Here is a 6,596-nt window from a genome sequence, read left to right on the forward strand (position 1 = left end):
GCCGTTACTGCCGGAAGGGGAAGTTGAAGGCCTTGAGCAGCGCCCGGGCCTCGTCATCCGACTTGGCAGTCGTACAAACGATGATGTCCATGCCCCAGATCTGATCGACCTTGTCGTAGTTGATCTCCGGGAACACGATGTGCTCCTTGATGCCCATGGCGAAGTTGCCACGGCCGTCAAAGCTCTTCGGGTTCAGGCCGCGGAAGTCGCGAACGCGCGGCAGCGCGATGTTGACCAGGCGATCCATGAATTCATACATGCGCTCCTTGCGCAGCGTCACCTTGGCGCCGATCGGCATGCCTTCGCGCACCTTGAAGCCCGCGATGGAGTTGCGGGCCCGCGTGATGACCGGCTTCTGGCCGGCGATCTGCGCCAGGTCTTCCGCGGCCACGGAGGGCTTCTTGGAATCGCCGGTGGCTTCGCCGACACCCATGTTCAGCACGATCTTTTCGACGCGCGGGATCTGCATGACGTTGGCATAGCCGAACTGTTCACGCATGGTGTCGCGGATCTTGGTGTTGTAAAGCGTCTTGAGGCGCGGCTCGTACTTGTCAGCCATTGATCACTTCTCCCGAACGCTTGGCCACGCGGACCTTCTTGCCGTCACGGACCTCGAAGCCGACGCGGGTCGCCTTGCCGTCCTTCGGATCGGCCACCGCCAGGTTCGACAGGTCGATGCCCGCTTCCTTGGTGATGATGCCGCCTTCCTGGGTCTGCGTCTGGCGCTGGTGGCGGCGGATCAGGTTGATGCCGCGCACGAGCGCCTTGTTTTCCTTAGGCATGACCTTGAGGACTTCGCCCGAACGGCCCTTGTCCTTGCCAGCCAGCACGACGACCTTGTCGCCTTTGCGAATCTTCTGCATTGGTGCTGTCTCCTCAGAGCACTTCCGGAGCGAGGGAAATGATCTTCATGTGGTTCTTGGCGCGCAGTTCGCGCGGCACGGGGCCGAAGATACGCGTTCCGATCGGCTCTTTCTTGTTGTCGATCAGGACAGCCGCGTTCTTGTCGAACCGGATCACCTGACCGTCGGGCCGGCGGATGTCCTTGGCCGTGCGCACGACGACCGCCTTCATCACATCGCCCTTCTTGACGCGGCCGCGCGGAATGGCTTCCTTGATCGAGACGACGATGATGTCGCCAACCGAAGCATACTTGCGCTTGGAACCGCCCAGCACCTTGATGCACATGACACGACGCGCGCCGGAATTGTCCGCGACGTCGAGGTTTGTTTGCATCTGAATCATGACTGACCGCCTTTTTTCTTCTGGTCCGGGAGCGTCGGCGCGACCCCGGCATGCATGATTGGGTTACGCCTGGTCGCCGGAAACGACGACCCAGCGCTTGTCCTTGGAAATCGGAGCTGATTCCTGGATGAAGACCGTGTCGCCCACCTTGCAGGCATTGGCCTCGTCATGGGCCTTGTACTTCTTGGACTGACGCACCGTCTTCTTGAACAGCGGATGAGCAAAGCGGCGCTCGACCCGGACCACGACGGTCTTGTCGTTCTTGTCGGAGACGACGGTGCCCTGCAGAATGCGCTTCGGCATGGTTGTACCCCTTACGCCTTGTTATCCGCCGCCTTCTGGCGGGCAATGGTCTTGATGCGTGCGATGTCGCGGCGGACTTCCTTCACGCGGTCGGTTTTCTCGAGCTGGCCGGTCGCCTTCTGGAAGCGCAGGTTGAACTGCTCTTTCTTCAGCTTGGCCAGCTCCTCGTTCAGCTGGTCGGGGCTCAGGGCCCGAACGTCTGCGGCTTTCATGGCCTTGACCTTTCCTACTCGGCAATGCGCTGGATGAAGCGCGTCTTGATCGGCAGCTTGGCAGCGCCCAGACGCAGCGCTTCACGCGCGATTTCTTCGTTCACGCCGTCGATCTCGAACATGATGCGGCCGGGCTTCACGCGGCAGGCCCAGTAATCGACCGAGCCCTTGCCCTTACCCATGCGCACCTCGGTCGGCTTCGACGTCACCGGCACATCCGGGAAAATCCGGATCCAGACACGGCCGGCACGCTTCATGTGACGCGTGATCGCGCGGCGGGCCGCCTCGATCTGGCGGGCCGTGACGCGCTCCGGCTCCAGGGCCTTCAGGCCGAAGGAACCGAAGTTCAGGTCCGTTCCACCCTTGGCGGTGCCGTGGATGCGTCCCTTGAACTGCTTGCGGAACTTTGTGCGCTTGGGCTGCAGCATCGTTCTCTACTCCAAATCCTCAATTTCGCAAGCCCGAAGCTTACGCATTTTCGCGGCGGCGGCCGCCCTGGTTGTCGCCTTCCACGGCGCGGCGCTCGGAGGCCAGCGGATCGTGCTCAAGGATTTCGCCCTTGAAGACCCAGACCTTGATGCCGCAGATGCCGTAAGCCGTCTCGGCCTCGGCAAAGCCGTAATCGATGTCGGCGCGCAGCGTGTGCAGCGGAACGCGGCCCTCGCGGTACCATTCGGTGCGCGCGATCTCGGCGCCGCCGAGACGGCCCGCGCAGTTGATGCGGATACCCTCGGCACCGAGGCGCATGGCCGACTGGACGGCGCGCTTCATGGCGCGGCGGAACGCGACGCGGCGCTCAAGCTGCTGCGCGATGGACTGCGCGACCAGGGTCGCGTCGGTCTCCGGCTTGCGCACCTCGACGATGTTCAGGTGCACTTCCGAATTCGTCATCTGCGACAGCTTGCGGCGCAGCTTCTCGATGTCGGCGCCCTTCTTGCCGATGATCAGGCCCGGACGCGCGGCGTGTATGGTCACGCGGCACTTCTTGTGCGGACGCTCGATCACCACCTTGGAGACAGCGGCCTGCTTGAGTTCGCTCTCAAGATACTCGCGGATCTTGATGTCCTCGTGCAGCAGCTTGCCGTACTCGCCGGTATTGGCATACCAGCGGGAGTCCCACGTGCGGTTGATGCCGAGGCGCAGGCCGATCGGATTGACTTTGTGGCCCATCAGGCGGCCTCCCCTTTCTCTTCGACTTCGCGCACGACGATCGTCAGGTGCGAGAACGGCTTCTCGATGCGGCTGGCGCGGCCGCGGCCACGGGCATGGAAGCGCTTCATGACGATCGACTTGCCGACATAGGCTTCCGCCACGATCAGCGCGTCGACGTCGAGGTCGTGGTTGTTTTCCGCGTTGGCGATCGCCGATTCCAGCGTCTTGCGGACGGTGCCGGCGATGCGCTTGCGCGAGAATTCCAGGTCGGCGAGTGCAGCAGACGCCTTCTTGCCGCGGATCATGGCGGCAACCAGGTTCAGCTTCTGCGGGCTGACACGGATCGTGCGGGTAACCGCACGGGCCTCGTTGTCAGCAAGACGGCGGGGAGCTTTGGCCTTGCCCATGATTACTTCCTCTTCGCCTTCTTGTCCGCGCCATGACCGTAATAGGTACGGGACGGGGCGAACTCACCGAACTTGTGGCCGACCATGTCTTCCGACACGGAAACCGGCACGTGCTTCTGGCCGTTGTAGACGCCGAAGGTCAGACCGACGAACTGCGGCAGGATGGTGGAGCGGCGGCTCCAGATCTTGATCACCTCGTTGCGGCCGCCTTCGCGGACCTTGTCGGCCTTCTTGAGCAGATAGCCGTCAACGAACGGACCTTTCCAGACTGAACGGGTCAATGAAATGTCCTCTCTTACTTCTTGCGCGCGTGACGCGAGCGCATGATGAACTTGTCGGTCGCCTTGTTGGAGCGTGTCTTCTTGCCCTTGGTCGGCTTGCCCCACGGCGTGACCGGATGACGGCCGCCCGAGGTGCGGCCTTCACCACCGCCGTGCGGATGGTCGACCGGGTTCATGACGACGCCGCGAACATGCGGGCGCTTGCCGAGCCAGCGCGAACGGCCGGCCTTGCCGAGGTTGATGTTGGCGTGGTCCGGGTTGGACACCGCGCCGACCGTGGCCAGGCAGGTGCCGTGCACCAGGCGCTGCTCGCCCGAGTTCAGGCGCAGGATCGCCATGCCGGCATCGCGGCCGACGAGCTGGGCATAGGCACCGGCGGAACGGGCGATCTGGCCACCCTTGCCCGGCTTCATCTCCACATTGTGGACGATGGTGCCGACCGGCATCGCGCCCAGCGGCATCGTGTTGCCCGGCTTGACGTCCACGGCCTTCTCGGAGGCAATGACCTTGTCGCCGGCGGCCAGGCGCTGCGGCGCCAGGATGTAGGACAGCTCGTCATCGGCATAACGGATCAGCGCGATGAAGGCGGTGCGGTTCGGGTCGTATTCCAGACGCTCCACCGTGCCGACCACGTCGAACTTGCGACGCTTGAAGTCGATGATGCGGTAGGTGCGCTTGTGACCGCCACCCTGGTAGCGCGCGGTGACCCGGCCCAGGTTGTTGCGGCCGCCCTTCTGCGACAGGCCCTCGGTGAGACCCTTGACCGGCTTGCCCTTGTGCAGGCCCGAACGGTCGACGATGACCAGCTGGCGCTGGCTCGGCGTTGTCGGTTTGAACTTCTTGAGTGCCATCTCTTCTCTTCCTTAGCCTGGCCTCAGAGACCGGTCGTGACGTCGATCGACTGGCCTTCGGCAAGCGTCACGACGGCCTTCTTGACGTCGGACTGACGCCCGGCGACGCCGCGGAAACGCTTGACCTTGCCCTTGCGGACGAGCGTGTTGACCGCCTTGACCTTGACGCCGAACAGCGCTTCGACAGCGGCCTTGATCTCGGTCTTGTTGGCCGACTTGGCGACGTTGAAGACAACCTGGTTGTTTTCGGACGCCGTGGTCGACTTCTCGGTGATCACCGGAGAGACGATCACGTCATAGTGACGAATATCGGTCATTTGAACCGCTCCTCCAGAGCTTCGACGGCCGCCTTCGACAGCACGAGCTTGCCGCGGCGCAGGATGTCATAGACGTTGATGCCCTGGACCGGCAGCACGTCGATGTTCGGGATGTTCGAAACCGCGCGCTTGAAGTTCTGGTCCAGTTCGGAGCCGCCGATCAGCAGCGCATTGGCGAGGCCAAGGCTGGCGAACTGGGCGACCAGCGCCTTCGTCTTGCCGTCCGTGGAAGCCATGTCGTCGATGACGATCAGCTCGGATGCCTTTGCCTTTGCCGAAAGCGCATGCTTCAGGCCGAGGGCGCGGACCTTCTTGGGCAGGTCATGCGCATGGCTGCGGACGACCGGACCGTGGGCCTTGCCGCCACCGCGGAACTGCGGGGCGCGGGCAGACGAGTGACGGGCGCGGCCCGTACCCTTCTGTTTGTACATCTTCGCGCCGGTGCGGGAGATTTCGGCGCGGCCCTTGGTCTTGTGGCTGCCCTGCTGCCGTGCGGCAAGCTGCCAGCGCACGACGCGCTGCAGGATGTCCTCGCGCGGCTCCAGGCCGAAGACCTCGTCGGAGACGGAGATCTTGCCGGCATCCGCGCCGGCGAGCGTGGTAATCTTGAGATCCATTATTCGGCTCCCTCGGTAGCCGGCTGCGCGGCGGCGGCGTCGTTGTTGGCGGCGCGGATGGCGGCCGGCTTCGGAGCGCTCTCCGGAAGCGGCGCCTTCACGGCGTCCCGCACGAGGATCCAGGCGCCCTTGGAGCCGGGAACGGCACCGCGCACCAGGATCAGCCCGCGCTCGGCGTCGGTCGACACGACTTCCACGTTCTGGGTCGTCACGCGGACCGAACCCATGTGGCCGGCCATCTTCTTGCCCTTGAACACCTTGCCCGGGTCCTGGCGCTGGCCGGTCGAACCATGCGAACGGTGCGACACGGAGTTACCATGGGTCGCGCGGCCGCCACCGAAATTGTGGCGCTTCATGACACCCTGGAAGCCCTTGCCGATCGAGGTGCCGGTCACGTCCACCTTCTGGCCGGGCACGAAATGCTCGGCGGTGATCTCGGCGCCCACGTCCAGCAGGTTTTCCGGCGTCACGCGGAACTCGGCCACCTTGGCCTTCGGCTCCACGGAAGCGGCGGCAAAATGGCCGCGCATCGCCTTGGACGTGTTCTTCACCTTGGCCAGGCCGACGCCCAGCTGCACGGCCGTGTAGCCGTTCTTCTCTTCGGTACGCTGCGCCACGACCTGGCAGTTCTCCAGGCGGAGAACTGTCACGGGCACATGCTCACCCTCGCCATTGTAGACGCGGGTCATCCCGATCTTTTGTGCGATAACACCAGAACGCATCGGTCAATTCCTTCCCAAGCGTTGTCTTACAGCTTGATCTCGACATCGACGCCGGCCGCCAGGTCGAGCTTCATGAGAGCGTCGACGGTCTGCGGGGTCGGGTCGACGATGTCGAGAAGCCGCTTGTGCGTGCGCATTTCAAACTGCTCACGGCTCTTCTTGTCGATATGCGGACCGCGGTTCACGGTGAACTTCTCAATCCGCGTCGGCAGCGGAATGGGGCCGCGAACATTCGCGCCGGTACGCTTGGCGGTCGACACGATCTCGCGCGTCGAAGCGTCGAGAATGCGATGGTCGAACGCTTTGAGGCGGATGCGGATATTCTGTCCGTTCATGCGTCTTATCCTTGAAAAGGCATTTCGGGAGGCGGGCGGTTTCGACCCGCCTCGCCGTCATTCCTTGCAGCGTATGGTCACTCGATGATGGAGGCGACGATGCCGGCGCCCACCGTGCGGCCGCCTTCGCGGATGGCGAAGCGCAGCTTCTCTT

General features: G+C 63.7%; 15 protein-coding genes. All 15 read right to left on the reverse strand.

The genetic code is table 11. The features are described from left to right. Nucleotides 1–4: 4 nt before the first annotated feature. Entirely contained in the window at nt 5–559 is a 555-nt protein-coding gene (gene rplE / locus ACLB6G_RS20175) for a 50S ribosomal protein L5 (protein WP_410357933.1), read from the reverse strand. Beyond that, entirely contained in the window at nt 552–863 is a 312-nt protein-coding gene (gene rplX, locus ACLB6G_RS20180) for a 50S ribosomal protein L24 (RefSeq protein WP_410357934.1), read from the reverse strand. The genes rplE and rplX overlap by 8 nt, the downstream gene beginning before the upstream one ends. A 13-nt stretch (nt 864–876) precedes the next feature. Next, the gene (gene rplN / locus ACLB6G_RS20185; protein ID WP_371275029.1) at nt 877–1,245 is read right to left on the reverse strand and encodes a 50S ribosomal protein L14; all 369 of its coding nucleotides are present in this window, start codon (nt 1,243–1,245) and stop codon (nt 877–879) included. Nucleotides 1,246–1,308: 63 nt separating this feature from the next. Continuing rightward, nucleotides 1,309–1,548 (reverse strand): 30S ribosomal protein S17, encoded by a 240-nt coding sequence (rpsQ, locus tag ACLB6G_RS20190; protein WP_410357935.1) that lies wholly within the window; start codon nt 1,546–1,548, stop codon nt 1,309–1,311. 11 nt (nt 1,549–1,559) lie between these two features. Further along, complete coding sequence (rpmC, locus tag ACLB6G_RS20195; RefSeq protein ID WP_410357936.1) at nt 1,560–1,760, reverse strand: 50S ribosomal protein L29; 201 nt, start codon at nt 1,758–1,760, stop codon at nt 1,560–1,562. A 14-nt stretch (nt 1,761–1,774) separates the two neighbouring features. Then, entirely contained in the window at nt 1,775–2,188 is a 414-nt protein-coding gene (gene rplP, locus ACLB6G_RS20200) for a 50S ribosomal protein L16 (RefSeq protein ID WP_410357937.1), read from the reverse strand. Between the two features lie 40 nt (nt 2,189–2,228). After that, nucleotides 2,229–2,930: a 30S ribosomal protein S3 gene (gene rpsC / locus ACLB6G_RS20205; protein WP_410357938.1), complete on the reverse strand. Its 702-nt coding sequence runs from the start codon at nt 2,928–2,930 to the stop codon at nt 2,229–2,231. After that, the gene (rplV, locus tag ACLB6G_RS20210; RefSeq protein WP_410357939.1) at nt 2,930–3,319 is read right to left on the reverse strand and encodes a 50S ribosomal protein L22; all 390 of its coding nucleotides are present in this window, start codon (nt 3,317–3,319) and stop codon (nt 2,930–2,932) included. Before rplV ends, rpsC begins: the two co-directional genes overlap by 1 nt. A gap of 2 nt (nt 3,320–3,321) precedes the next feature. Further along, on the reverse strand, nt 3,322–3,600 hold the full coding sequence (gene rpsS / locus ACLB6G_RS20215) for a 30S ribosomal protein S19 (RefSeq protein WP_099308332.1): 279 nt from the start codon (nt 3,598–3,600) through the stop codon (nt 3,322–3,324). 14 nt (nt 3,601–3,614) lie between these two features. Continuing rightward, nucleotides 3,615–4,451 carry a 50S ribosomal protein L2 gene (gene rplB, locus ACLB6G_RS20220; RefSeq protein WP_410357940.1) on the reverse strand — a complete coding sequence of 279 codons (837 nt, stop codon included), beginning with the start codon at nt 4,449–4,451 and terminating at the stop codon, nt 3,615–3,617. A 23-nt stretch (nt 4,452–4,474) separates the two neighbouring features. After that, nucleotides 4,475–4,768 (reverse strand): 50S ribosomal protein L23, encoded by a 294-nt coding sequence (locus tag ACLB6G_RS20225; protein ID WP_410357941.1) that lies wholly within the window; start codon nt 4,766–4,768, stop codon nt 4,475–4,477. Beyond that, nucleotides 4,765–5,385 (reverse strand): 50S ribosomal protein L4, encoded by a 621-nt coding sequence (rplD, locus tag ACLB6G_RS20230; protein ID WP_410357942.1) that lies wholly within the window; start codon nt 5,383–5,385, stop codon nt 4,765–4,767. The genes ACLB6G_RS20225 and rplD overlap by 4 nt, the downstream gene beginning before the upstream one ends. Then, the gene (gene rplC / locus ACLB6G_RS20235) at nt 5,385–6,107 is read right to left on the reverse strand and encodes a 50S ribosomal protein L3 (RefSeq protein WP_410357943.1); all 723 of its coding nucleotides are present in this window, start codon (nt 6,105–6,107) and stop codon (nt 5,385–5,387) included. The genes rplD and rplC overlap by 1 nt, the downstream gene beginning before the upstream one ends. Nucleotides 6,108–6,133: 26 nt before the next feature. After that, on the reverse strand, nt 6,134–6,442 hold the full coding sequence (rpsJ, locus tag ACLB6G_RS20240) for a 30S ribosomal protein S10 (RefSeq protein WP_099308327.1): 309 nt from the start codon (nt 6,440–6,442) through the stop codon (nt 6,134–6,136). 77 nt (nt 6,443–6,519) lie between these two features. Next, nucleotides 6,520–6,596 (reverse strand): EF-Tu C-terminal domain-related protein (locus ACLB6G_RS20245; RefSeq protein WP_144623229.1); only part of this gene is annotated, 77 nt, incomplete at its 5' end.

Origin of the sequence: Zhengella sedimenti (assembly GCF_046506625.1) — a bacterium.
Taxonomy (GTDB): Bacteria; Pseudomonadota; Alphaproteobacteria; order Rhizobiales; family Rhizobiaceae; genus Zhengella; species Zhengella sedimenti.

Excerpts from the sequence above, each read along its gene's own strand:
- rplE (WP_410357933.1), bottom strand. The coding sequence starts at position 559 with ATGGCTGACAAGTACGAGCCGCGCCTCAAGACGCTTTACAACACCAAG.
- rplX (WP_410357934.1), bottom strand. The coding sequence starts at position 863 with ATGCAGAAGATTCGCAAAGGCGACAAGGTCGTCGTGCTGGCTGGCAAG.
- rplN (WP_371275029.1), bottom strand. The coding sequence starts at position 1,245 with ATGATTCAGATGCAAACAAACCTCGACGTCGCGGACAATTCCGGCGCG.
- rpsQ (WP_410357935.1), bottom strand. The coding sequence starts at position 1,548 with ATGCCGAAGCGCATTCTGCAGGGCACCGTCGTCTCCGACAAGAACGAC.
- rpmC (WP_410357936.1), bottom strand. The coding sequence starts at position 1,760 with ATGAAAGCCGCAGACGTTCGGGCCCTGAGCCCCGACCAGCTGAACGAG.
- rplP (WP_410357937.1), bottom strand. The coding sequence starts at position 2,188 with ATGCTGCAGCCCAAGCGCACAAAGTTCCGCAAGCAGTTCAAGGGACGC.
- rpsC (WP_410357938.1), bottom strand. The coding sequence starts at position 2,930 with ATGGGCCACAAAGTCAATCCGATCGGCCTGCGCCTCGGCATCAACCGC.
- rplV (WP_410357939.1), bottom strand. The coding sequence starts at position 3,319 with ATGGGCAAGGCCAAAGCTCCCCGCCGTCTTGCTGACAACGAGGCCCGT.
- rplB (WP_410357940.1), bottom strand. The coding sequence starts at position 4,451 with ATGGCACTCAAGAAGTTCAAACCGACAACGCCGAGCCAGCGCCAGCTG.
- ACLB6G_RS20225 (WP_410357941.1), bottom strand. The coding sequence starts at position 4,768 with ATGACCGATATTCGTCACTATGACGTGATCGTCTCTCCGGTGATCACC.
- rplD (WP_410357942.1), bottom strand. The coding sequence starts at position 5,385 with ATGGATCTCAAGATTACCACGCTCGCCGGCGCGGATGCCGGCAAGATC.
- rplC (WP_410357943.1), bottom strand. The coding sequence starts at position 6,107 with ATGCGTTCTGGTGTTATCGCACAAAAGATCGGGATGACCCGCGTCTAC.
- rpsJ (WP_099308327.1), bottom strand. The coding sequence starts at position 6,442 with ATGAACGGACAGAATATCCGCATCCGCCTCAAAGCGTTCGACCATCGC.